Here is a 22,799-nt window from a genome sequence, read left to right as displayed (position 1 = left end):
TCCGCTCACGCAGATGGCTGCTTCCAGCGGGCCCTGTGCTGCTGCACATACGTGAGTCTGATGCGGTGATCCGGGTGGATCCTTAGAGGTCCGAGACTGTGTCCGGTGAGGGCGTCGACGACGTGAAGGTCGTCTGTGAGGTACCGAGCGCCTCTGTCGAACTGGATGTGGCAGTTCGGACACAGGCAGAGAACGTTCTCGATCCGGTCGGGTCCGTCGTGGGGAGCGCCGAGGGCTTGGATGTGGGCGGCCTCGCTGTACGAGTACGGCGGCGCAGGCAGTTCGATTCGGGTGCCGCAGATCTGGCAGGTGCTGTCGTACCACTCCTTGACCTGGCGGGTGACCCGGGTGTCCCGGTCCTGGCTCTGCACGACGGCGGTTCTGCGTTGGACCGGCATGTCCGGGACATCGGCCGCCGGCTCTCCGACCGGTTCGGTGTCCGCCTCCTGGTCGGACCGCACGGACGGATCGGACCACACATCTGTGTCTTCGGCGGCATGCAGCGCTGTGTCCACCTTGGCAAACGGCTCCATCAGTCGGCTGGTGTCCGCCGCGTCGAGCTCCCAGCTGTCCAGGATGGAGCGTCGGACCAGGGTCCAAGCCGCCTCGATCATGCCGTGGTGGATGACCGTCGACGCTTCCGCGGCGGCGAGTGCTGCCGCGATACGAAGCGTATGTTCACCCACACGAAGCGAGAAGGCATCCTGCTGGGGGCCGGGCACCCCTTCCAGATCCCACTCCAGGGACCTGACCGCGTGCCACTTCTCTGCCGCGGCGCCGCTCAACTCCACCCGGCGTGGGCTGCCGACGGCCCAGGCGTATGCATCGGTCAGCGCTGCGGGTGGATCTTCCGGCCCGCCCAACGGGAACGGATCAGTCCTTCGGACCTTGAAGGGAAGGAAGCGCGAGTAGAAGGCGTCGCCGCCGGGCATCTGCGGCCGCTGGGTCCAGGCGGTCTTCGAGACACCCCACAGGACACCCACCATGGGCGGTACACGATCGAGTTCCTCCTGGCCCGGGCGCCGCTTTTGCCTCAGCGGCCTCCCTCCCAGGAAGTTGCTGCCGTCCCACGCCACCCGGAGCGCGCAGTCGAGATCGTCCTGAAGTCGGCACTTACCGCCTGTCGTCCAGTGGAACGGTGATCCGTTCAGCCACGTGCTCGGCAGCATGGAAGCCGCGGTGGCATTCCGGCGTGCGGCGTCCACGGCCTGGAAGAGCTCCGTCACGCGAGCGACGCCGTATCCTCCTTCGATGAATGCGTATCTGTCGTTGATCCGCAGAGCTTCCACCACGGTTCGCTCAAGTGGGGCAGCGGGAGACGTGCTGTCGCCGACAAACGCCGTCCAGACGAGTGGCGGCCGTAGCCCGGGCAGATACGACTGGATTTCCAAGCTGGGCGCGATGGCTGTCGACCACAGTGCGATGGTCGCGGCGTAGACCTCTTCCGCTCCCAGGGCGTCCGACGGGCTCAGCTCACGGGCGAGCTTCCCGATAGGGCCGTACAGGGTGACTCCATCGGTCATCGCACTCTTCTCCTCATGTGGCTGGCTTCGTACCCGGCTTCGGTAATAGTGCCGTGCTTCAGGGCCTTGAGACCGGCCGACCCAGGCACCCCTACGCGACCAGCAGACGTTGGACCGCGATGTCGAGGCCGGGGTGGACTTCCCCCTACGCGGCGCCATCCGTCGAGGGACACGTGCGGCCCATCGGTGAGATAGCGGTGAAGAGCGCTGCCGGTGGTGTTGACTAAGTCTTCGGGGATGGCGTCGACATCGACCCAGCTGACTCGGGCGTGCTTGCGGGGTTCGCGGTTCCCGGGCTCGCCGGTCCACTCGTGAGCGGCGAAGACGACCGTGAGGAAGCTGTTGGGCGCTTCGACGCCCCACGCGCCGTGGATGATGTGGGCTACTTTCAGGGACTCCGGCTTCACGGTCAGGCCGGTCTCCTCGTACAGATCGCGGCCCGCGGTCTCGGTGATGGGCCCACCGGGCTTGCTCTTGCCAACCGGCAGGTCTCCCATGCCCTTTGCGAACTTGGCGTCCTGGCTGCGCTGGAGGAGGGCGACCCTGTTGGTGGCCTTGTCATGGACGATGACGGTGGCGACCAGCAAGGTCCTGGACTCGAAGGCTGGCTTGAGGGCTTTCGGCTGGTCGTCAGCAGCCGACTGCGCCACGGTGGTCCCGTCGTCGGCCGGGGTGTTGGGCATGTTAGGCGAGTACCTCGCGTGCGCGGCGGCTGAGTTCGGCGGAGCCAGGAACTCCCCGGCGCTGCTAGACCGCAAGTGTCGAGCGCACTGCACGAGGTCTAGCAGCCAGCTCTCGCCACGGCCAGGGTCATCCCGACGCTGGAGAAGGGGCAGCGCTGGAAGGCATCCCGCAAGGACGGATTCGACGTGCTCCGGCACACCCTCGCCTCGGTCATCCTCGAAGCGGGCGAATCCGTCGCCACGCTGGCCCGCTGGCTCGGCCACTCCAGCCCGACGATCACACTTGACCACTACGCGCACTTCATGCCGGAGGCTGGTGGCAGGGGGCGTACGGCTGTCGACGCACTGCTCGGTTTGGTTCCCGAATACGTGCCGGACAGCCTCGCCAGCGCCTGAGAAAACAGATGTACGGGCCCTGTGACGAGCCGCCGGGTGAAGTTTGAGGCGTCACCGCGTCTGCTGAAGGCGGGGGAACGGCGCTTTGTATGAGGAGACCTTTGCCGAAGCCGTTCCTTGGACCGTGGCGCGTTAGCCTCCCGCCATGGTTGGTAGAGGGATGCACGGTGCTGCCGTTGAGCAGACGTGGTTCGAACCGACGGTTGAGTTTCGGGCCCAGGTGAAGCACGGGTCCGGAGACGATAGATGGTTCTGGAGATCGGCGGAGTTGTTAGTGCCGCCGCTTCGTGAACCTCTTGGGTCGCAGGGGGAACTTCGTGCGACGCTTCACGTCTACGGTCGGTTGGCTGCATCGATCTTGGAAATCAGGAAGCATGTCGTGCGCGCTCGGGTAACAGGTCATTGGCTGCCGGACGGTGGCACTGCCATAGCGCACTACGAGTGGCGACGCTCTGGGGAGACGGGTCGACTGATACCTGCGGAGGAACCAGTCGTCCTGTGGATCGGCTGAACTCTGAGACCTACGGTGACCGCTGTTCACCGGCCTGAAGGGCACGGGTGGGGCAGGCACTGCGTCCACCCGGTGTTGGGTTCGGCTCCGACCGACGTCGGCGAAGGTAACGCCCCCCACTCGCTACTCGTGTGTCGGCGGCTGAGGCGGCTGTCGACTCGGGCAGAGGGCCGGACCATCGGTCGGGTGGACGGGCCCCCTCATGTATGGACCGCGGCCTCGCGGTGTCCGCCATCGTCGACGGAGGGGTGTGTCCTGATGACGTCGAGGAGTGCCTCACATGGGAGGCGAAAGGTCGTACGCACCCGACTCGTTCACCATCGAGCTGTCACTGCGGCTGTTGGACGGGAAGTGCGGCCCTCCTGACGGAGAGGGCGAACCGTGCTGCGCGCAGACGTCTGCAGTGCCCGTTAGGTCATGCTCAGTGACATTTGCTGATGGTGCTCGGTGGAGCCGCGTCGTACCGCAGGTGCGGGAAGTGGGTGAGGAGGCTGATGGCCCGCTCCCCAAGGCCGCGCATTCTCCCTAGATTCTCCCCCGGGCTTCAAGACGGGCTCTCATTGGTATTCGCGGGCACGAAGTTGATCATGTGGTCTGGCTTGGCATCTACAGCCAGTCCCGCCGCTTGAAGATGAAGTACAGGCTCACGCACACCACACCCATCAGGCCGATTGCGAAGGGGTAGCCGAAGGTCCAGCTCAGTTCGGGCATGGTGTCGAAGTTCATGCCGTAGATGGTGCCGACCAGGGTGGGGGCGAAGAGGATGGCGGCCCAGGAGGAGATCTTCTTGATCTCCTCGTTCTGTTCGAAGCCTGCTTCGGCCAGGGCTCGCATTTCTGCGTTCTGTTGTTGGGTGACCAGGGTGGCGTTCACCGTGAGGATGTCTGCCAGGGCCTGGCGGAAGCCGTCCACTCGTTCGCTGGTGTGGGTGACGTGGTCGGCGACGTCGCGGAGGTAGCGCTGGAGTTCCTCGTCGGTGCCGTACTTGGCGAAGCCCGCCATGAGGGCGTGGAGCATGCCGACCAGGGGGCGGGTGGCGCGTTGGAACTCGACCATTTCCCGGGCGAGTTCGTAGATGCGCCGGGAGACCTCGGGGGCGCCGCTGAAGACCTCGGTCTCGATCTCGTCGATGTCGTTCTGGACGCCCGCGACGACCGGCGCGTAGCCGTCGACCACCGCGTCCAGGATGGCGTACAGGACGGCCTCCGGGCCCAGGCGCAGGAGTTCGGGGTCGTCCTCCATGCGGTGGCGCACGGCGGACAGGTCGGGGGCGGCGCCGTGCCGGACGGTGATGAGGAAGTCGGGGCCCACGAAGACGTGCAGCTCGCCGAAGTCGACCTCTTCGGGGGCGTCGAGGTAGCGGGCGGCCCTTAGGACGACGAAGAGGGTGTCGCCGTACCGCTCCAGCTTCGGTCGCTGGTGGGCCTCCATGGCGTCTTCCACGGCGAGCTCGTGCAGGTCGAACTCGGCGGCCAGGGAGAGAAGTTCGGCCTCCGTGGGGCGGGCGAGGCCGATCCACGCCATGCCGTCGGGGCGGGTGCGCAGCTCGCGGTAGGTCTCGGCGAGCGTGGTGGGCGAGGACACGCGGACGCCGTCGCGGTAGAGGGCGGCCTCCACCACGCTCGGTGCCTGGGGCGCGGTGTGCTCGGGTCGGCGGCGGGGCGGGTCGGCGGCCGGTGGTGTCGCGGGCCGCTCGGGCGTGCGGCGCTCCGTCGCGCGCCGCCAGGAGTGCTTGCGGGTCGACTGTGGGCGGTGTGCTCGTCGTCGCTCCGGGGTCACCGGTAGCCCTTCCTGTCGCCGATACGGTCCTCACGCCTGCGGCCGCGAGGACCCTGAGCAGGATATATGCGGCAGATGACGCGAGTGTGACGCCGGTGCGCGGCCGCCCCGGGCCTTGGCGGGCCGCCTTCCGGGCCGCCGTTCCGGGCCGTGGGTGCGGGCCTCCCGGGGCGTGGTGCGCCGCCGCTCCGCGCTGTGCTCCATCACCGCCCTGGGCTGTGCTCCATCCCCGCCCCGGGGTGTGGCACGCTCCCGCCCCAGGTTGTGGCGCGCTGCCGCTGCGGCCGTGGTGTGCGGCCGTCCCGGGCCCCGGCGCGCCGCCCCGCCCCGTGTCGGCCGAGACGCACCGCCGCTCCAGTCCTGGTGCATCGCCGCTCAGGCAGTGGTGTGCCCCTGCCCCGGCGCCAGCCCGCCCCTGGCCCTGCCCCCGGCGCCAGCCCGCCCCCGCCTCTGCCCTCGGCGCCAGCCCGCCCCCGCCTCTGCCCTCGGCGCCAGCCCGCCCCCGCCCCTGGCCCTGGCGCTGGCCCACCTCCGCCCCGGCCCAGGCGCACTCCCGCCCCGGCAACCCCCCACCCCCTCGCGGACCAAACCCGTCCGCAACCCCCGCTAGCGTGCGACCATGACGAAGACCCCCTCGGCCCCGGTGCTGAGCCGCCGCGCGCTGAACCGTGCCACCCTCGCCCGGCAGCTTCTGCTGTGCCGGGGGCGGATGTCCGCCGCGGACGCCCTCACGCACCTCGTGGGCCTCCAGGCGCAGAACGTGAGACCGCCGTACGCCGCGCTCGCCGCCCGCCTCGACGGCTTCGCCCCCGAGGAGCTCTCGGGCCTGATGGGCGAGCGCGCGGCCGTGCGGGCCGTCACCATGCGCTCGACCGTGCACACCCTCACCGCCGACGACCTGCTCCTGCTGCGCCCGCTGACGCAGGCCGCGCTGGACCGCGAGCTGCGGACGTTCCGCGCGGGGCTCGGCGGCGTCGACCTGGACCGGCTCGCCGCGCTCGCCCGCGCGTACGTCGAGGACGAGCCGCGCACCCCCGCCCAGCTCCGCGCCGAGCTGGCCCGCCACTGGCCGCAGGCCGACCCGCCGTCGCTCGGGATCGCCGCCCGCGCCCTCCTGCCGCTGGTCCAGGTCACCCCGCGCGGCCTGTGGCGGCGCAGCGGCCGGGTCGCGCTGACCACGGCCGAGCACTGGCTGGGCCGCCCGCTCGTCCAGGGGGTGGCGCCCGACGCCGTCGTGCCGCGCTACCTCGCCGCCTTCGGGCCCGCCTCCGTACGGGACATGCAGGCCTGGATGGGGCTGACGCGGCTGCGGGACGCCTTCGAGCGGCTGCGGCCCGGACTGCGGACGTTCCGCGACGAGAACGGCGTCGAACTCTTCGACCTGCCGGACGCACCCCGGCCGGACCCGGACACCCCGGCGCCCCCGCGCTTCCTGCCCGAGTACGACAACCTCCTGCTGTCCCACGCCGACCGCTCCCGCGTCGACCCCGACGGGTACAAGGCCCGCACTTGGAAGGTCAACCAGCCCTTCCGCACCTTTCTGGTGGACGGGTCGCTCGCGGGGGTGTGGCGTCTCGACGAGGCCGTCGGCGGGCCGGTCACCGTCGTCGTCGAGCCGTTCGGGGCGCTGACGAAGGCGCAGCGCGCGGACGTCGAGGACGAGGCGGTCCGGACGGCGCGGGTGCTCGCCGAAGGGGCGTCCTCGTACGACGTGCGGTTCGGGGCCGTGGTCGACGGCTGAGCCCGGGGTCCGGGCGGGCGGCGTCGCTGCGTAGGGTCTCCGGCATGGAACTGCGGCAGCTGGGCTACTTCGTGGCGGTCGCCGAGGAACTGCACTTCGGGCGGGCCGCGGAGCGGCTGCACATCGTGCAGTCGGCGGTGAGCCAGCAAGTGCGGCGCCTGGAGCGGGAGCTCGGGGCCGAGCTGTTCGACCGCGCACCGCGCCAGGTGCGGCTCACCGCCGCGGGGGAGCGGCTGCTGCCCGAGGCGCGGGCCGTCCTCGCCGCCGCCGAGCGGGCGCGGGCCGCGGTCGGCGCGCGCCCGCCCGGCCTGCGGCTCGGCACCTGCACGGGGCTCGGCGAACACCTGGAGCGCGTGCTCGCCCACTTCGCCGAGCGGGCGCCCGGGGTACCGGTCGAGCTGGTGTCGGCCGACGCGGGGGAGCGGCTCGCGCGGGTCGCGGACGGGCGCCTCGACGCGGCTTTCGTCCGGGCCGCCGAACCCGTGCCCGGGGTGCGGGTCGTGCCGCTGTGGCGCGACCCCTTGGTGGCGGTCGTACCGGCGGGGCACCCGGTGGCCGCGCGCCCCGAGGCCGCCCTGGCCGACCTGGCGGAGGTGCCCCTCGCGCTCACCGCGCGCCGGGCCAACCCGGCCCTGGTCGACCTCGTCGTCGGCGCCTGTCACCGGGCCGGGTTCACCCCGGTGCGCGGGCCGGCCGGCGGCTCGCTCCAGGACATCCTCGCGACGATCGGCGCGGGGGCCGCGCCGCTGTGGACCGTCGTGTACGCGTCGCACGCACGGCTGCTGCGCGGTCCTCGGGTGGCCTTCGTGCCGTTCGCGGCGGAGCTCGCCCTGGAGACGGGGCTCGCGGTCCCGGACGGGGCACGGCGGGGCGCGGCCGCGCTGGACGGGTTCCTCGCGGCGTGCGCGGCTGCGGCCCGCGATCCCGGCGAGGGCTGACGATTCCGGGCGCGGCCGGTGGTCCCGCTCGTGGCCGACGGTCCCGGTCACGGCCGGCGACCCCGGTCACGGCCGATGCCGCCGGTCGCGGCCGACGATCTCGGTTCGTGATCGCCGCGATCGCGGACTGCTCCTTGGTCGCGGCGCGCCGGTGGGCTGAACTGGTGTCGTCCCGCAGGGGACACCGAGAGATCGGATCACCGGGCCGGTAACTCCGGCCGTACACAAGGGAGTTCAGCATGCCTACCGTCACCGTTCAGCAGGGCCCCCGGGACGTCGTGCTCAAGCGGGAGCTGGTGCGGCGGATCACGGACGCGTTCGTGGACGCGTACGCGATCCCGGCGGAGACCGTCACGGTGTGGATCGAGGAGTACGGGGCGGACAGCTGGGGCGCGGCGGGCAAGCTCACCGCCGACAAGTAGGCCCGGGGCCGCGCCCCTCGGGGCCCGGCGGGGCGGTGGGCGCTACGGCAGCAGCCCCGCCCGCCGTGCCGCCACCACCGCCTCCCACCGCGTGTGGACGCCCAGCTTGCGCATGGCCGAGCGCAGATAGGCCTTCACCGTCTCGGGGCGAAGGCCCAGGCGCTCCGCGGCCGTGGCGTTGGTGGTGCCCAGGGCCACGCAGGTCAGGACGTCGAGTTCGCGCGGGGTCAGGGCGACGACGGGACAGTCGCCCGCGGAGGTCAGCGTGGCGCAGACCGCGAGGAGCTCGCGGCGCAGGGCGAGGTCGCAGGTGCGCGCGGCCAGCGCACGGAGGGCGCCGTGCGCCTCCCGCACCCGCTCCCAGGCGGCCGGGCCGGGCCCGGCCGCCGTGTCCCGCGCCGCCGCCACCAGGGCGCGGGCCTCGTCGCGCACCACGAGGGCCTGTTCGACGTCGCGCGCGGCGGCCACGGCCGCGGCCAGCGCGCGGTCCCCCAGCGGCTGCGCCGTGCGCAGGGCGCCGTACAGCAGGCCGCGCACCCGGCGGCGCACCACGAGCGGCACCGCGAGCACCGAGCGCAGGCCCTCGGCCTCGACGGCGGCGTCGTACTCGTGGCTGATGTGCCGCGAGGAGCTGTAGTCGGTGACGGCGCACGGCCGGGCCAGGGCGAGGGCCTTGCCGCCGAGGCCGTTGCCCAGGCGGATGCCGAGGCCGCGCAGGACGTGCGTGCCGGTGCCGCTGAGCTCCGCGATCCGCAGCTGCGGGACGGCGGCCGGGGGCGTGTCGGTGAGCCCGCCGAACGCCACCGGAAGCCCGGTGGTGCGCCGCAGCCGCACCAGCGCGGCCCGTACGTCCCCCGCCTCACCCGCGCCCGCAGCCGTCACGCGCCCGCCCTTTCACCGCACCGCACCCCCGTCCGGGGGTAGTGAGACCCACATCACGAACTCCACGATGGTACGGATGCGGAGTCGGCCGGGGAACGGCCGCGCGCCGGCCGTGTGGACGGCGGGGACCTAGGGAGAGCGGGGCATGCCGATGACGGTGACGGAGACGGGAGGCGCCACGGAGACGTTCCGGGCGGCCCGGGACTTTCTGCTGCGCCACCGCGAGGACTACGCGGCCGCGTACGAGGGCTTCGCCTGGCCGCGCCCGGAGCGGTTCAACTGGGCGCTCGACTGGTTCGACGTCATCGCCGACGGCAACGACCGCACGGCGCTGCACATCGTCGAGGAGGACGGCTCCGAGGCCCGGCTGACCTTCGCCGAGCTGGCGCGGCGCTCCGCGCGGGCCGCCAACTGGCTGCGCGGGCTCGGCGTCACCGCCGGGGACCGCCTCGTCGTCATGCTCGGCAACCAGGTCGAGCTGTGGGAGGTCGCGCTCGCCGCGATGAAGCTGCGCGCCGTGGTCATCCCGGCGACGCCGCTGCTCGGCCCGGCGGACCTGCGCGACCGGATCGAGCGCGGCCGGGCCCGGCACGTGGTGGTGCGGGCCGAGGACACCGCCAAGTTCGCGGACGTGCCGGGGGAGTACACCCGGATCGTGGTCGGCGCCGGGGCGGCCACACCTGCCGGGGCGGCCACGCCCACCGGGGCGGCCACACCGGCCGGGGCGCCCGCGCCCGCCACGGCCACCGCGCCCGCAGGGCCCGCCGCCCCCGTCTGGATCTCGTACGACGGCGTCGACACCGCTCCCGACGCCTTCACCCCGGACGGCGTCACCCTCGCCACCGACCCGCTGATGCTCTACTTCACCTCCGGCACCACCGCCCGTCCCAAGCTCGTCGAGCACACCCATGTGTCGTACCCGGTCGGGCACTTGGCGACGATGTACTGGATCGGGCTGAAACCCGGCGACGTGCATCTGAACATCTCCTCGCCCGGCTGGGCCAAGCACGCCTGGTCGAACCTGTTCGCGCCGTGGAACGCGGAGGCGACCGTCTTCATCCACAACTACACGCGCTTCGACGCAGGCCGACTGATGCGCGAGATGGACCGCGCGGGCGTCACCAGCTTCTGCGCCCCGCCCACCGTGTGGCGGATGCTCATCCAGGCCGACCTGACCCAGCTCAAGACCCCGCCGCGCGAGGTCGTGGCCGCGGGCGAGCCGCTGAACCCCGAGGTCATCGAGCGGGTGCGGAGCGACTGGGGGGTGACCATCCGCGACGGCTTCGGCCAGACGGAGACCGCCGTACAGGTCGCCAACACGCCCGGCCAGCGCCTCAAGCCCGGCTCCATGGGGCGCCCCACGCCAGGCTTTCGCGTCGTGCTGCTCGACCCGGTGACCGGCGAGCCGGGGGCGGAGGAGGGCGAGGTCGCGCTCGACCTGTCCGCCGCGCCGGTGGGCCTGATGACGGGCTACCACGGCGACCCGGAGCGCACCGCCGAGGCCATGGCGGGCGGCTTCTACCGCACGGGTGACATCGGCGCGCGCGACGCCGAGGGCTATCTGACGTACGTGGGCCGCTCCGACGACGTCTTCAAGGCCTCCGACTACAAGATCTCGCCCTTCGAGCTGGAGAGCGCGCTGCTCGAACACGAGGCGGTCGCGGAGGCCGCCGTCGTGCCCGCGCCCGACCCGGTGCGCCTCGCCGTGCCGAAGGCGTACGTGGTGCTCGCCGAGGGCTACGCGCCGGGGCCCGACACCGCCAAGGCGCTCTTCGCACACTCGCGCGCGGTCCTCGCGCCCTACAAGCGCCTGCGCCGCCTGGAGTTCGGCGCGCTGCCCAAGACGGTGTCCGGCAAGATCCGCCGCATCGAGCTGCGCGAGGCCACGGCCCAGGGGTCCGACGCCGAGTACCGCGAGGAGGACTTCCGGTGAGCGCCTCCGCCGCGGGCGGCGCCGCGGGAGCCGTCGAGGCGCCGCCCGCGCACGAGCCGTCGTACGCGCACGGCACCAGCTCCGTCCCGCTGCTCGGCGACACCATCGGGCAGAACCTCGACCGGGCCGTCGCCGCCTGGCCCGACCGGGAGGCGCTCGTCGACGTGCCGTCCGGGGCGCGCTGGACGTACGCCGAGTTCGGCGCGGCCGTCGAGCGCCTCGCGCGGGCCCTGATGGGGGCCGGGGTCGCGCAGGGCGACCGGGTCGGGATCTGGGCGGTGAACTGCGCCGAGTGGGTCCTCGTCCAGTACGCGAGCGCGCGCGTGGGCGCCATCATGGTGAACATCAACCCGGCCTACCGCTCCCACGAGTTGGCGTACGTCCTGAAGCAGGCGGGCATCGGTCTGCTCGTCGCCTCGCAGACGCACAAGAGCAGCGACTACCGCGCGATGGTCGAGCAGGTCCGCCAGGAGTGTCCGGACCTGCGCCGGGTCGTCTACGTCGCGGACGGCTCGTGGGACGACCTGCTCGCCGCCGCCGACGCGGTCACGCCCGCGGAACTCGCCGCCCGCGAGGCCGGGTTGACCTGCGACGACCCGGTGAACATCCAGTACACGTCGGGTACCACGGGTTTTCCCAAGGGGGCCACCCTCTCCCACCACAACATCCTCAACAACGGCTACTGGGTGGGCCGCACCCTCGGCTACAGCGAGCAGGACCGCATCTGCGTGCCGGTGCCCTTCTACCACTGCTTCGGCATGGTCATGGGCAACCTCGCGGCGACCTCGCACGGGGCGTGCGTCGTCATCCCCGCGCCGTCCTTCGACCCGGTCTCCACCCTGCACGCCGTCGAGCGCGAGCGGTGCACGTCCCTGTACGGCGTGCCGACGATGTTCATCGCGGAGCTGAACCTCGCCGACTTCGCCACGTACGACCTGTCGTCGCTCAGGACCGGGATCATGGCCGGGTCGCCGTGCCCCGTCGAGGTCATGAAGCGGGTCGTCGCCGAGATGCACATGGAGCAGGTCTCCATCTGCTACGGCATGACCGAGACCTCGCCCGTGTCCACGCAGACCCGCGGGGACGACGACCTGGAGCGGCGCACCGCCACCGTCGGGCGCGTCCTGCCGCACATCGAGGTCAAGGTCGTCGACCCGGTCACCGGCGTCACCCTGCCGCGCGGCAGCTCGGGCGAGCTGTGCACCCGCGGCTACAGCGTGATGCTCGGCTACTGGCGCGAGCCCGAGCGCACCGCCGACGTCATCGACTCGGGGCGCTGGATGCACACGGGCGACCTCGCGGTCATGCGGGACGACGGGTACGTCCGGATCGTGGGCCGCATCAAGGACATGGTCATCCGCGGCGGCGAGAACGTCTACCCGCGCGAGATCGAGGAGTTCCTGCACGCCCACCCGAAGATCGCGGACGTCCAGGTGGTCGGGGTGCCGGACGAGCGCTACGGCGAGGTGCCCCTGGCCTGCGTGATCCTCCACGAGGGCGTGGAAGAACTGACCCTCGACGAGGTACGGGCCTTCTGCGAGGGCCGCCTCGCCCACTACAAGGTCCCCGCGGGCCTCCGGATCCTGGACGCCTTCCCGATGACGGTGTCGGGCAAGGTCCGGAAGGTGGAACTGCGCGAGCGCTTCGGCTGACGAGGAAGAGGGAAGCCCGTCCGGCGCTTGAGGATGAGCCCGCAGGGCGTGGACGGCGGTGGCCTCGGCCGACCGGTGACTGGGCCGAGGGGGTGTGCCAAGCCCGTCCGGCGCTTGAGGACGAGCCCGCAGGGCGAAAACCTCCGTGCCCGCTGCCCTGGAAGGGCCTACGTTCCGCGGGCGGCCAGCTCGTCCGCCGCCCCGTTCAGCGCCACGGGCACCCCGTCCAGCTCGATGCGGAACAGCGGCACGCCGAGCTCCGCGGCGCGCTCGCAGGCCTCGGGCGTGAAGTCGGACAGGGCGAAGCACACGCACGTGACCTCGTGGGTGAGCGCGGTGAGCCACGCGCACTCCAGGTCGCGCAGGCACGCGGGCCGCGCCGACGGCTCGACGTGCGCGAGGACGCCCCGCGCGGTGAGCCGCGCCCCGGACGGGGCGCGGCCGCCGGAGCCGGGCTCGGCGTCCCGCACGTCCGCGTAGCCGAGCCAGCGCAGATACAGCGCGGCCGTGGTCACGGCGTCGCGCGCGCTGCGCACCGGGACGGGCCGGAACGCGGGCCGGGGCGCGGGCCGGGGTGCGGGCGGGGCCGCGGACAGCGGCGGCTGGGGCGGAGCGAGGTCGGGCCCGGCCGGTGAGACGGCCTCCGTGAGGACCGGGATCCGCAGCACGGCCCCGCAGGCGCAGCCGACTTCGGGCTGGGGCCAGTCCGCCGCGCGCCCGCAGGCCCGGCACCGCACGGTCACCCAGTCGTCCGCCCAGCTCCGCTCGGTGACGGGGGTGGCGGCGGCGCCGTACGCGACCGGCGGGACGACGGGCGCGCCGCAGGAACAGGGGAACGCGGGGGGAGCGTAGGCCTGCTCGTGACGGCACACCGGGCAGTGCACCGGGACCCCGTCCGTCGTCATCTCCCTCACCGCCTCCCTCTCGTCACCCGTCACCCGTGGCCGCATCAGCCTGGGCCCATGGTCTTACGGAACGCAACTACCCCGATACGCGATTTTGAGCTCCGGGCCGCTCCGGGCCGCTCCGGGACCGGCACTCCCTTGACGGTCCGGCTGCCCCGTCCTACATTGCTTCCACATAACAGAATCTAAATTCCGCAATGTGAAAGACCAGCCCGCGGCCGCGAGGCCGCCCCACCGCAGGACCGGAATTCACAGCTCACCGCGGGGCGCGACGGGAGCCCGAATCCGCCAGCTGGAGCAGGAGAACCCCATGGCTCGTATGACCGCCGCCCGCGCGGCAGTTGAGATCCTCAAGCGCGAGGGCGTCACCGCCGCCTTCGGCGTGCCGGGTGCCGCGATCAACCCCTTCTACAAGGCGCTGCGGGAGGGCGGTGGCATCGACCACACGCTCGCCCGCCACGTGGAGGGCGCCTCGCACATGGCCGAGGGCTACACCCGGACGAAGCCCGGCAACATCGGCGTCTGCATCGGCACGTCGGGCCCGGCGGGCACCGACATGATCACCGGCCTGTACTCGGCCATCGGTGACTCGATCCCGATCCTGTGCATCACGGGCCAGGCGCCCACCGGCGTGATCCACAAAGAGGACTTCCAGGCCGTCGACATCGCCTCCATCGCGAAGCCGGTGACGAAGATGGCCGTGACGGTCCTGGAGGCCGCCCAGGTCCCCGGCGTCTTCCAGCAGGCGTTCCACCTGATGCGCTCGGGGCGGCCCGGGCCCGTCCTGATCGACCTGCCCATCGACGTCCAGCTCACCGAGATCGAGTTCGACCCGGAGACGTACGCGCCGCTGCCCGTCTACAAGCCCGTCGCGACCCGCGCCCAGATCGAGAAGGCCATCGGCTTCCTCCTGGAGTCGCAGCGGCCGCTGATCGTCGCGGGCGGCGGCATCATCAACGCCGACGCCTGCGACCTCCTGGTCGAGTTCGCCGAGCTGACGGGCACTCCGGTGATCCCCACCCTCATGGGCTGGGGCGCCATCCCGGACGACCACGAGCTCAACGCGGGCATGGTGGGCCTGCAGACCTCGCACCGCTACGGCAACGCCACCTTCCTGGAGTCGGACTTCGTCCTCGGCATCGGCAACCGCTGGGCCAACCGCCACACCGGCTACAAGCTGGACGTGTACCGCGAGGGCCGCACGTTCGTGCACGTCGACATCGAGCCCACCCAGATCGGCAAGATCTTCGCCCCCGACTACGGCATCGCCTCCGACGCCAAGGCCGCCCTCGCGCTCTTCGTCGAGGTCGCGCGCGAACTGAAGGCGGCGGGCGGGCTGCCCGACCGCACCGACTGGATCGCCGCCGGGCAGGAGCGCAAGGCCACGCTCCTGCGCCGCACCCACTTCGACGACGTCCCGATCAAGCCGCAGCGCGTGTACGAGGAGATGAACAAGGCCTTCGGCCCCGAGACCCGGTACGTCTCCACGATCGGCCTCTCCCAGATCGCGGGCGCGCAGATTCTGCACGTCTACAAGCCCCGACACTGGATCAACTGCGGCCAGGCGGGCCCGCTCGGCTGGACCATCCCCGCCGCGCTCGGCGTCGCGAAGGCCGACCCGGAGGGCCAGGTCGTCGCGCTCTCCGGCGACTACGACTTCCAGTTCCTCATCGAGGAGCTCGCGGTCGGCGCCCAGCACCGCATCCCGTACGTCCACGTCCTCGTGAACAACTCCTATCTGGGGCTGATCCGGCAGGCCCAGCTGGGCCTGGACATCAACTTCCAGGTCAACCTGGAGTTCGAGAACGTCAACTCCCCGGAGCTCGGCGTCTACGGCGTCGACCACGTCAAGGTCGCCGAGGGCCTCGGCTGCAAGGCGATCCGGGTGACCGACCCCAGCGAGCTCGGGGCGGCCTTCGAGCAGGCCAAGAAGCTGGCCCAGGAGTTCCGGGTGCCGGTGGTGGTGGAGGCGATCCTGGAGCGGATCACGAACATCTCGATGAGCCGTACGGCCGACATCAGCGACGTGACCGAGTTCGAGGAGGTCGCCACCGAGGCCTGGCACGTCCCGAGCGCGATCAAGACGTTCAAGGCCTGACGCGCCCCGCGCTCACGGTGTGACGTCCGCGTCCCCCCGGGCGGAACGCGCGGCCGCCGCACCGGAGTTCGGCTCCGGCGCGGCGGCCGCGGTCCCGAGCCGCGCGCCCCGCAGCGACGGGAACGCCGCCGCCACCGCGAGCGTGGCCGCCACGCAGACCAGGCCGCCCACCGTCACCGCGGCGGCGGGCCCGGTGAGTTCCGCGAGGAGGCCGACCGCGGCGTTGCCGAGCGCGGGCGACACCGTGGCCTGGGCCATCCACAGGCTGCTGACGCGGCCCCGGAGCCCGTCGGGCGTGCCGTGCTGGAGCAGCGCCGAGCGCAGCGTCTCGGAGATCAGGTCGCCGAATCCGGCGAGCGCGAGCAGCACGAGCGCGAGCGGCAGCCAGGCGCTGAGCCCCACGCCGGTCAGCGCGGCGCCCCACAGCAGGACGGCGCCGATCAGCGCGTGCCCGCCCGCGCGGGCCGTCCAGCCGCTGGTGGCCGCGCCGACGAGCGCGCCGAACGCGGGCGCCGCGTACAGGAGTCCGACGGCCGCGGGCCCGCCGCCGAACCGCTCGTCGGCCAGGGCCGGGTACAGGGCCTGCGGCATCGTGAAGACCATCGCCGCGGCGTCGATGAGGAGCAGGCCGAGGATCGCGCGGTGGCGCCGCACGAAGCGCAGGCCCTCGGCGAGCGAGCCGAACGCCTGCCGCACGCCCTTGCCCCCGGCGGCGGGAGCCGACGGCACGGGCAGCGGTGCGACGAAGAACAGCGCCGCCGTGAACACCAGGAATCCGGCCGCGTCCACCGCGTAGCACGCGGCGAGTCCGGGCCCGGCGATGAGCGCGCCGCCGACGGCGGGTCCGCCGAGCGCGGCGAGCTGGGTGGAGCCGGAGAGCAGGGCGCCCGCCGCGGCGAGGCGTTCGGTGCCCGCGAGGGCCGGGACCGCGGCCAGCATCGCGGGTCCGCCGAGGCCCGCGAGGAGCCCGGTCGCGGCGGTGGCCGCGTAGATCACCCAGAGCCGGGGCTGCGGAGCGAGCGCGTTGGCCGCGAGCGCGGCGGCCACCAGGACCAGCGGCAGCCGCGTGACGATCATCAGTGTCCGGCGGTCGAACCGGTCGGCCAGGACCCCGCCGACGAGGACGCCGACGACCACGGGAAGCGCCCGCGCCAGGCTCACCAGGCCGATGTGGAGGGACGAGCCGGTCAGGTCGTACACCTGCACCGCGACGGCCACCGAGGTCATCAGGGTGCCGGTCATCGCCCCGAGGAAACCGGCGTAGAGCAGCCGGAAGTCGCGGCTTTCGCGCAGCGGTCCCAGGTCCATGGCGAGGCCGGAGAGACGGGGCATCGAGACTCCAAGCAAGGTGAGGCAACCCTTAGGCGCCCTCACCCTGGCGGGTGTGACGCTTAAAGTCAACAGGTGTGAAGTTCAGTGCGCGGGCCGCGTCTCCAGCGGCCCACGCGCCTCCGTTAGCCTCGGGGGATGAGCGGAACGACGCGGCGCAGGCCCACCCACCGCAAGGGCCGGGCCACCCTGACCCGGGAGTCGGTGGGGGAGGCCGCGCTCGCCTATCTGGGGGAGCACGGCGCCGCTGCGCTCACCATGCGCTCGCTCGCCGCCGAGCTCGGGGTGTCCGCCCGCGCCCTGTACAACTACGTGGACGACCGGCGGGACCTGGTCGTGGTCGCCGCCGGGATCTTCCAGGCGGGCTGGCGGCCGCCCCGCCTGGACCCGGCCCCCGGCGCCTGGCGCGCCAGCCTGGGCGCCTTCTGCGCGGACCTGCGCGCCCACTACCGCCGGCACCCCGGCATGACCACGCTCGCCCTCAGCGAGAACGTGACGATGGCCGGCCATCCCGTGATGCTGCGCAACGTGGACGCGCTCATCGGCTTCTACGCGGCCGTCGGACTCACCCCGGCGGACGCCTACCGCGCCTGCATGGAGACCGTGCGCCTGGTCGTCGGCTTCGTGGAGTTCGAGGACGCGCCGCGGGACCGTCCCCCGGCCCATCTGGACCCGGAGGACCTCCAGGCGCACCCGCCGCCGTGGCTCCGTACCGATGCGGACGACGCGCTGCCTCACCTGGCGGCGGTCGCGGAGCTCGCGCCCGACTCGGCGGACACGCGGTTCGCCTTCGCCGTGGAGGTGTTCACGGAAGGCCTCGCCGCCCGGCGGCGCAGCGCGTAGTGCGCGGTGAGCGCCAGGACCAGCGGCCCCCACAGGCCCACGGGCAGGACGCAGATCCGGAACAGCAGGTCCCAGGCCGCGTTGTCGCCCGGGTCGAAGCCGAAGCCGATGCCGAGGGCGCCGAGCGTGAAAGGCCCGAACAGCAGGGTCGCGCCGAGGCCGCCGAGCGTCGCCGGGACCAGGGCCACCGCCGGGTGCAGCCGCCGTCCGCCGACCAGCGGCACCCAGGCCGGCGCCACTTCGCCCCAGCCTCGGATCAGGCCGAAGGACAGCAGCGCGAGCGCCTCGGTGAGCAGGCTCAGGCCGAAGACGTACGGCACGGAGATCCACAGGCTGCCGAGGGAGCCCGTGCCGGTGCCCATGTCGAAGCCGAAGGCGAAGGGGAGTCGCCACAGGCACTGGGGGAGCAGGACGAGCGGGATGAGGTGGGCCACGCGCTCGGCCCAGCGGGGTACGGGGACTGCGGTCGTCGTCATGCCCATGAGCCTTCCGCGCGGCGCCGCGGAGATCGTCACCGCACGAGCCGAACCGCCTCCGCCGCACGGCGGAGGCGGTTCGGCGCCAGGGTGTACGGCCGCTGCGCGGCTCGTCCTCATGTGCCGGACGGGCTCGAAGCGACGTGGTGGCCGGGACCGCGACGGCCGGGCGACGGTCCCCGGCCGCTCCTCCTCTGGTCGAAGGGGCGGCCGGGGCCTTCACCACCGCACTGGCTCGCCCCGAGCCGCCGCGGTCCTCGTCCCCCCGCGTGCCGTGTGCCACCCCTCATCCGGGCGCACGGCCTCGCGGGATCCGCGCTGGGGGACCGACCTCCCGTCAAGTCCCCGGCGCAGTACTTGAAGTGAGGGCGGATCAGTCCTCGCGCAGGGCGCGGACCGCCTCCTCCACGCGCTTGCCGTAGTCGGCGTCGGCGGCGTGGAAGTGGGCGAGGTTCTTCTCGACGACGTCCTCACGGGACACCTGGGACAGACCGCCCGCGATGTTCGCGACCAGGCGGGACTTCTCCTCGTCCGACATCAGCCGGTACAGCTCACCGGCCTGGAAGAAGTCGTCGTCCTTGGTGTGGGCAGGCGCCTCGTGCGTGCCGGTGTGGCCGGTCACGGCCAGCGGCGCGGACAGCGGCCTGCCGGTCTCGGCGGGGCCGTCGTAGGAGTTGGGCTCGTAGTTCTTGCGCTCGCGGCCGTAGGCGTTGGTGGCCATGAGGCCGTCGCGGCCGTAGTTGTCCGCCGTGGTCGCCTTCGGCGCGTTCACCGCGAGCTGGGTGTGGTTCACGCCCAGGCGGTAGCGGTGCGCGTCGGCGTACGCGAACAGGCGGCCCTGGAGCATCTTGTCCGGCGAGGGGCCGATGCCCGGTACGAAGTTGTTCGGCGAGAAGGCGGCCTGCTCGACCTCGGCGAAGACGTTGTCGGGGTTGCGGTCCAGGACCAGGCGGCCCACGCGCTGGAGCGGGTAGTCCCGGTGCGGCCACACCTTGGTGAGGTCGAACGGGTTGAAGCGGTAGTCGGCGGCGTCGGCCGCGGGCATGATCTGGACGTGCAGGGTCCAGGACGGGTTCACCCCGCGCTCGATGGCCTGGAGCAGGTCCGTCTGGTGGGAGTTGGGGTCCTTGCCCGCGATCTCGGCGGCCTGCTCGGAGGACAGGCTGCGGATGCCCTGGTTCGTCTTGAAGTGGTACTTGACGAAGAAAGCCTCGCCCTGGGCGTTGGTCCACTGGTAGGTGTGCGAGCCGTAGCCGTTCATGTGCCGGTACGAGGCCGGGATGCCGCGGTCACCCATCAGCCAGGTCACCTGGTGCGTGGCCTCGGGGGCGTGCGCCCAGAAGTCCCAGACGTTGTCCGGCTCCTGCTTGCCCGTGAACGGGTCGCGCTTCTGCGAGTGGATGAAGTCGGGGAATTTCAGCGGGTCCTTGATGAAGAAGACCGGCGTGTTGTTGCCGACGAGGTCGTAGTTGCCCTCCTCGGTGTAGAACTTCACGGCGAAGCCGCGCGGGTCGCGGACGGCGTCGGCGCCGCCGAGGTTGTCGGCCACGGTCGAGAACCGCAGGAAGACCTCGGTGCGCTTGCCGACCTCGGCGAGGAAGTCGGCGTGGGTGAAGCCGGTGACGTCGTCGGTCACCTCGAAGTAGCCGTACGCGCCCGAGCCGCGGGCGTGCACCACGCGCTCCGGGATGCGCTCGCGGTTGAAGCGGGCGAGCTTCTCCAGGAGGTGCTGGTCCTGGAGGAGGAGCGGGCCGCCGACGCCTGCGGTGGCGGAATGCTGGTTGTCGGCGACAGGGGCGCCGGACTCGGTGGTGAGCACGCGCTTCGGCATGGTGGTAGGTCGGCCTTCCGTGCAGAACTGCATGGGCTGCTGAGGTGACGCGAGCGTAAGGACGCCGGATCCATCACGTCAACAGTTTGTTGAAGTTCGAGGTGGGGTGGGGTTCCGGGCCGTGGCGACGCTTGGGCGCGACAGGACAGGTGTCAGCGCCGCCACGGCCCGGAAGTCTGGGGTCGGTCAGGCGGCCGGGCCGCCGGAGAGCCGCTCGACGGAGCGGAGCAGCGCGGAGTGGTCGAGGCCGCCGTCGCCCTGGGCGCGCAGGCTGGCGACGAGCTGGGCCACCACGGCGCCGACGGGCAGCGCGGCACCGACGTTGCGGGCGGCGTCGGTGACGATGCCCATGTCCTTGTGGTGCAGGTCGATGCGGAAGCCCGGCTTGAAGTCCCGGTTCAGGAAGTTGTCCTTCTTGCGGGTCAGGACGGTCGACCCGGCGAGCCCGCCGCCCAGCACGTCGAGGGCCGCGGCCAGGTCCACGCCGGACTTCTCCAGGAAGACCACGGCCTCGGCGCAGGCCTGGATGTTGACCGCGACGATGAGCTGGTTGGCGGCCTTCACGGTCTGGCCCGAGCCGTGCGGACCGCACCGCACGACGGTCTTGCCGAGGGCGTCGAACAGCGGCTTGGCCGTATCGAAGTCCGCCTGCTCGCCGCCGACCATGATGGACAGGACGGCCTCGATCGCGCCGGCCTCGCCGCCGGAGACCGGGGCGTCCAGCACCCGGATGCCCTTGGCCGCGGCGGCCTGCGCGAGGTCCACGGAGGTCTGCGGGGTTATCGACGACATGTCGATGAGCAGCGCGCCGGACCTGGCGTTCTCCAGGATGCCGTCGGGGCCGTAGGCGATGGCCTCGACCTGCGGCGACGCGGGCACCATCGTCACGATGACGTCGGCGTCGCGCACGGCGTCGGCGATCGAGGCGGCCGCGGTGCCGCCCGCGGCGGCGAGCCGGTCCAGCTTGTCCTGCTCCAGGGTGTAGCCGGTGACGGGGTAACCGGCCTTGATCAGGTTCTCGGACATGGGCGAGCCCATGATCCCGAGTCCGATCCACGCGACCTTGGGGAGCGTGCTGCTCATGAGGGGGACCTCTCTAACGGGCGTCGGTACGTGGTGAGATGGGCCGGGCGTCAGCCGCGGGCCCCGGCGGGCAGCCAGTCGAAGGACTCGTGGCTCGGGCGGTCGCCCGGCTTGTACTCCAGGCCGACCCGGCCCTCGTACCCGGCCTTGCGCAACTGGTCGAGCAGGTCCTCCAGGGGGAGCGACCCGGTGCCGGGGGCGCCGCGCCCCGGGTTGTCGGCGATCTGCACGTGGGCCGTCCTGTCGGCGTACGCGGCGATCACCTGCGGCAGGTCCTCTCCGTTCATGGAGAGGTGGTACAGGTCCATGAGGAACTTCGCGTTGCCGAGCCCGGTCGCCTCGTTGACCCTGTCCACGACCTCGATGGCCCGGGGGGCGCTGACGATCGGGCAGCGCGGCGACTCGGGGGCGTTCAGCGCCTCGACGAGCAGCACCGCGCCCACGCGGTCGGCGGCGCGGGCGGCCAGCACCAGGTTCTCCAGGGCGAGCGCGTCCTGGACGGCCGGGTCGACGCCGTCGACGCGGTTGCCGTACAGGGCGTTGAGCGCCGTGCAGCCGAGGGACTCGGCGAAGTCCGCGGCGACGTCGACGTTCGCGCGGAACTTCTCGCTCTCCTCGCCGGGGATCGACAGGGCGCCCCGGTCGGGGCCCGGCAGCTGCCCGGCGTAGAAGTTCAGGCCCACCAGCTGGACGCCCGCGTCCTCGATCGCCTGCTTCAGGGCGTCGAGCTCGGAGTGCTCGGGGGTGGGGGTCTCGACCCAGGGCCACCACAGCTCGACGGCCTTGAACCCCGCCGCGGCGGCGGCCGCGGGGCGCTCCAGGAGCGGGAGCTCGGTGAAGAGGATCGACAGGTTCACATCGAAGCGCTGGTCGGAGAATCCCATGGGGCTTCCGCGCTCCTTCCGTAGTGCCGTGGCCGGGGCGCGGTGAGGCCCGGAGTGCCGTGGCCGTAGCGCCGTGGGGCTGATTTCGTATTGCGGAAGTTCGTTTCTGCTTGATGGAAGACTGCCTGCGTTCCGCGGAAGCTGTCAAGAGGGGCTGCCGCAGATTCCGGACTCCGAAGTAGGTTGAGCCCGTGCGATTGAGAGTGGAGTTCACGACCGAGCCCTTCGATCTGGACGAGGCGCCCCCGCACGCGGTGGTCGCCCGCGAGGTGGTCCAGGGGGCGGGCCTCGACGCCGTGGACGTCGGCCCGTTCGGCAACACCGCGGAGGGCGACGCGGACGCCGTGCTCGCGGCCGTCGACGCGATGCTGCGCAAGACCCTGGGTGCGGGCGCCACCCGCGTCTCCCTCCAGGTGAACGTCGTCGAGGGCGGCGCCGAGGAGGGTGCGGGATGACCGGTTTCGCGGATGACCCCTTCGCCCTCGCGGTGAAGCCGCTGGTGGACGCGATGGGCGGGCGGATGCTGGCCCCCGAGGAGGCGGGCGAGGACGACGTCGTGCTCGCCTGGGAGGGGCGGGACGTCCTGGCCGTGCGGCTGCCGCAGCTCGCCGACTCCCTGGACCACATCCTGCTCGCCCTGGAGCGCAAGCACGGCAAGCCCCTCGCCGACCTCGACCGCAAGGCCAAGCAGGAGGTCGTCCGGATGCTCGAGGCGCGGGGCGCCTTCGCCGTGCGCCACGGCGTCGAGACGGTCGCCACGGCGATCGGCGTGAGCAGGTTTACGGTCTACAACTACCTGAATCGCTCCACGTAGCCGCCATCGGACGGGCTCTCGCGGGGCCCGCCCCGGCGGGTGCGGACGGCCCGTCCGGTGCGTGCGGACGGGGCGC

At 72.3% G+C, this 22,799-nt stretch carries 19 protein-coding genes and 1 pseudogene; 10 read left to right on the top strand and 10 right to left on the bottom strand.

The window, feature by feature from the left end; genetic code table 11:
- Window positions 1–5: 5 nt before the first annotated feature.
- Together AC5WAM_RS10010 and AC5WAM_RS10005 are read right to left on the bottom strand one after the other, a co-directional pair.
- Window positions 6–1,523, bottom strand: coding sequence for an HNH endonuclease (locus AC5WAM_RS10010; protein WP_495522362.1), 1,518 nt, complete (start codon window positions 1,521–1,523; stop codon window positions 6–8).
- Between the two features lie 152 nt (window positions 1,524–1,675).
- A pseudogene (locus AC5WAM_RS10005) lies at window positions 1,676–2,206 on the bottom strand (NUDIX domain-containing protein); the annotation flags it as partial.
- A gap of 186 nt (window positions 2,207–2,392) precedes the next feature.
- Here AC5WAM_RS10005 and AC5WAM_RS10000 point away from each other — a divergent pair.
- Window positions 2,393–2,602, top strand: coding sequence for an integrase (locus tag AC5WAM_RS10000; RefSeq protein WP_495522361.1), 210 nt, complete (start codon window positions 2,393–2,395; stop codon window positions 2,600–2,602).
- Window positions 2,603–3,719: 1,117 nt separating this feature from the next.
- On the opposite strand, the gene AC5WAM_RS09995 is transcribed toward AC5WAM_RS10000, so the two are convergent.
- On the bottom strand, window positions 3,720–4,892 hold the full coding sequence (locus AC5WAM_RS09995) for a magnesium and cobalt transport protein CorA (RefSeq protein ID WP_495522360.1): 1,173 nt from the start codon (window positions 4,890–4,892) through the stop codon (window positions 3,720–3,722).
- A gap of 619 nt (window positions 4,893–5,511) precedes the next feature.
- Between AC5WAM_RS09995 and AC5WAM_RS09990 the strand changes: the two genes are divergently transcribed.
- From AC5WAM_RS09990 to dmpI, 3 genes are all read left to right on the top strand, one after another.
- Complete coding sequence (locus AC5WAM_RS09990) at window positions 5,512–6,633, top strand: winged helix DNA-binding domain-containing protein (protein WP_495522359.1); 1,122 nt, start codon at window positions 5,512–5,514, stop codon at window positions 6,631–6,633.
- Between the two features lie 44 nt (window positions 6,634–6,677).
- A complete protein-coding gene (locus AC5WAM_RS09985) occupies window positions 6,678–7,571 on the top strand; it encodes a LysR family transcriptional regulator (protein ID WP_495522358.1) in 894 nt (297 codons plus the stop codon).
- A 239-nt stretch (window positions 7,572–7,810) separates the two neighbouring features.
- Window positions 7,811–7,993, top strand: coding sequence for a 4-oxalocrotonate tautomerase DmpI (dmpI, locus tag AC5WAM_RS09980; RefSeq protein ID WP_495522357.1), 183 nt, complete (start codon window positions 7,811–7,813; stop codon window positions 7,991–7,993).
- 42 nt (window positions 7,994–8,035) lie between these two features.
- Here the strand turns inward: dmpI and AC5WAM_RS09975 are convergent, their stop codons facing one another.
- Window positions 8,036–8,875 (bottom strand): helix-turn-helix transcriptional regulator, encoded by an 840-nt coding sequence (locus AC5WAM_RS09975; RefSeq protein WP_495522356.1) that lies wholly within the window; start codon window positions 8,873–8,875, stop codon window positions 8,036–8,038.
- 151 nt (window positions 8,876–9,026) lie between these two features.
- Here AC5WAM_RS09975 and AC5WAM_RS09970 point away from each other — a divergent pair, with 151 nt between their 5' ends.
- Together AC5WAM_RS09970 and AC5WAM_RS09965 are read left to right on the top strand one after the other, a co-directional pair.
- The gene (locus AC5WAM_RS09970) at window positions 9,027–10,808 is read left to right on the top strand and encodes an AMP-binding protein (protein WP_495523550.1); all 1,782 of its coding nucleotides are present in this window, start codon (window positions 9,027–9,029) and stop codon (window positions 10,806–10,808) included.
- 89 nt (window positions 10,809–10,897) lie between these two features.
- A complete protein-coding gene (locus AC5WAM_RS09965) occupies window positions 10,898–12,460 on the top strand; it encodes an AMP-binding protein (protein WP_495523549.1) in 1,563 nt (520 codons plus the stop codon).
- Window positions 12,461–12,627: 167 nt separating this feature from the next.
- Here AC5WAM_RS09965 and AC5WAM_RS09960 read toward each other — a convergent pair whose 3' ends face one another.
- Complete coding sequence (locus AC5WAM_RS09960; RefSeq protein WP_495522355.1) at window positions 12,628–13,365, bottom strand: hypothetical protein; 738 nt, start codon at window positions 13,363–13,365, stop codon at window positions 12,628–12,630.
- Window positions 13,366–13,684: 319 nt separating this feature from the next.
- Between AC5WAM_RS09960 and gcl the strand changes: the two genes are divergently transcribed.
- A complete protein-coding gene (gene gcl / locus AC5WAM_RS09955) occupies window positions 13,685–15,463 on the top strand; it encodes a glyoxylate carboligase (RefSeq protein WP_495523548.1) in 1,779 nt (592 codons plus the stop codon).
- Window positions 15,464–15,475: 12 nt separating this feature from the next.
- Here gcl and AC5WAM_RS09950 read toward each other — a convergent pair whose 3' ends face one another.
- The gene (locus AC5WAM_RS09950) at window positions 15,476–16,795 is read right to left on the bottom strand and encodes an MFS transporter (RefSeq protein ID WP_495522354.1); all 1,320 of its coding nucleotides are present in this window, start codon (window positions 16,793–16,795) and stop codon (window positions 15,476–15,478) included.
- A gap of 135 nt (window positions 16,796–16,930) precedes the next feature.
- Between AC5WAM_RS09950 and AC5WAM_RS09945 the strand changes: the two genes are divergently transcribed.
- A complete protein-coding gene (locus tag AC5WAM_RS09945) occupies window positions 16,931–17,635 on the top strand; it encodes a TetR/AcrR family transcriptional regulator (protein ID WP_495522353.1) in 705 nt (234 codons plus the stop codon).
- On the opposite strand, the gene AC5WAM_RS09940 is transcribed toward AC5WAM_RS09945, so the two are convergent.
- The 4 genes from AC5WAM_RS09940 to AC5WAM_RS09925 all read right to left on the bottom strand — a co-directional run bounded on the left by AC5WAM_RS09940 (window position 17,527) and on the right by AC5WAM_RS09925 (window position 21,909).
- Window positions 17,527–18,111, bottom strand: a complete 585-nt coding sequence (locus AC5WAM_RS09940; RefSeq protein WP_366791979.1) for a hypothetical protein — start codon at window positions 18,109–18,111, stop codon at window positions 17,527–17,529. The genes AC5WAM_RS09945 and AC5WAM_RS09940 overlap by 109 nt on opposite strands.
- A 373-nt stretch (window positions 18,112–18,484) precedes the next feature.
- Window positions 18,485–19,942 carry a catalase gene (locus tag AC5WAM_RS09935; RefSeq protein ID WP_495522352.1) on the bottom strand — a complete coding sequence of 486 codons (1,458 nt, stop codon included), beginning with the start codon at window positions 19,940–19,942 and terminating at the stop codon, window positions 18,485–18,487.
- Window positions 19,943–20,128: 186 nt separating this feature from the next.
- A complete protein-coding gene (locus tag AC5WAM_RS09930; RefSeq protein WP_366791977.1) occupies window positions 20,129–21,025 on the bottom strand; it encodes a 2-hydroxy-3-oxopropionate reductase in 897 nt (298 codons plus the stop codon).
- 50 nt (window positions 21,026–21,075) lie between these two features.
- Complete coding sequence (locus tag AC5WAM_RS09925; RefSeq protein ID WP_366791976.1) at window positions 21,076–21,909, bottom strand: TIM barrel protein; 834 nt, start codon at window positions 21,907–21,909, stop codon at window positions 21,076–21,078.
- 191 nt (window positions 21,910–22,100) lie between these two features.
- Between AC5WAM_RS09925 and AC5WAM_RS09920 the strand changes: the two genes are divergently transcribed.
- Window positions 22,101–22,364, top strand: a complete 264-nt coding sequence (locus AC5WAM_RS09920) for a thiamine-binding protein (RefSeq protein WP_366791975.1) — start codon at window positions 22,101–22,103, stop codon at window positions 22,362–22,364.
- Window positions 22,361–22,723, top strand: a complete 363-nt coding sequence (locus AC5WAM_RS09915; RefSeq protein ID WP_366791974.1) for a helix-turn-helix domain-containing protein — start codon at window positions 22,361–22,363, stop codon at window positions 22,721–22,723. The genes AC5WAM_RS09920 and AC5WAM_RS09915 overlap by 4 nt, the downstream gene beginning before the upstream one ends.
- The last annotated feature ends 76 nt before the right edge of the window (window positions 22,724–22,799 follow it).

Source organism: Streptomyces sp. JLYT201 (assembly GCF_059448825.1).
The sequence above is the reverse complement of the archived record's forward strand: the minus strand, read 5'-3'. Positions and strand labels throughout refer to the sequence as shown.